Source organism: Rothia sp. 27098_8_29 (genome assembly GCF_041432785.1).
Taxonomy (GTDB): Bacteria; Actinomycetota; Actinomycetes; order Actinomycetales; family Micrococcaceae; genus Rothia; species Rothia mucilaginosa.
This window is the reverse complement of the sequence record NZ_JAPWAI010000025.1, coordinates 1-965: the sequence shown is the minus strand read 5'-3', so window position 1 is coordinate 965 and position 965 is coordinate 1. Positions and strand designations below refer to the sequence as shown.

Genomic DNA, 965 nt, shown 5'->3' with positions numbered 1-965 from the left:
ACGTTCACTACCTGGCGTGAAACCTCCACCGTGTACCACGAGGGCGTTCCGGGCCACCACCTCCAGATTGCTATTGCTACGGCTCTGCAGGGCACCATGAACTCCTGGCGCACGAACATGCTGTGGGTTTCCGGTCACGGTGAGGGCTGGGCACTGTACGCTGAGCGCCTCATGGAGGAACTGGGCTACCTGAAGGATCCGGGTGACCGCATGGGCATGCTGAACGCTCAGCGTATGCGCGCCGCCCGCGTGGTCTTCGATATTGGTGTTCACTGCGAGATGCCGATTCCCGATGAGTGGGCTGAGCAGCTGGGCGTTGAGCCGGGCACCATCTGGACCTCTGAGCTGGGTTACGAGTTCTTGAAGCTGAACCTAGACGAGTCCGAGGGTCACCTGCGTTTCGAGTTCCTGCGTTACCTGGGTTGGCCGGGTCAGGCGCCGAGCTACAAGATTGGCGAGCGCCTCTGGCTGGAACTGCGCGATCAGGCTGTGCGCCGCGGCGATGACATTCGCGCGTTCCACACGCGTGCGCTTCTGCTCGGTTCGGTGGGTCTGGATACTCTGCGCCGCGCTCTGACCGATGAGATGATGCTTCCTCTGGACACTGAGGATGACGACGATGAGGACGACGAGTAGCCTCTAGTCTGCTCGCTCCTCGGCGAGTGGATTTCTGGAGTCTCTGATTAGGAGCTCTATAGACGAAGCCCCCGCTTCAGCTTTGTGGCTGAGGCGGGGGCTTCGCTGTGTTTTCGTGTCTTCTGAAGTCCATGTCTTCTGGGGACTATATCTTCTGGGGGCTATCCGAAGTTTGCGGCGCCGGGGTCGGTGGTGCCGAATCCCATGCCGGTGGAGTCGTTCAGGTCCACCAGATGCGGGGCGAAGCGGCACCAGTAATCGGTGAGCGCGCCATTCGATTCGCGGATGCCCACGCCTACAGTGCGTCCGTCGACCACCCAGACGCCGAG

2 protein-coding genes are annotated in these 965 nt (G+C 61.3%); one reads left to right on the top strand and one right to left on the bottom strand.

What is annotated here, in order from left to right; genetic code table 11:
* On the top strand, positions 1 to 636 hold a 636-nt coding region (locus O3649_RS09055), incomplete at its 5' end, for a DUF885 domain-containing protein (RefSeq protein ID WP_371573893.1).
* Positions 637 to 797: 161 nt separating this feature from the next.
* Here the strand turns inward: O3649_RS09055 and O3649_RS09050 are convergent.
* Positions 798 to 953: a hypothetical protein gene (locus tag O3649_RS09050; RefSeq protein ID WP_371573895.1), complete on the bottom strand. Its 156-nt coding sequence runs from the start codon at positions 951 to 953 to the stop codon at positions 798 to 800.
* Between the last annotated feature and the right edge of the window lie 12 nt (positions 954 to 965).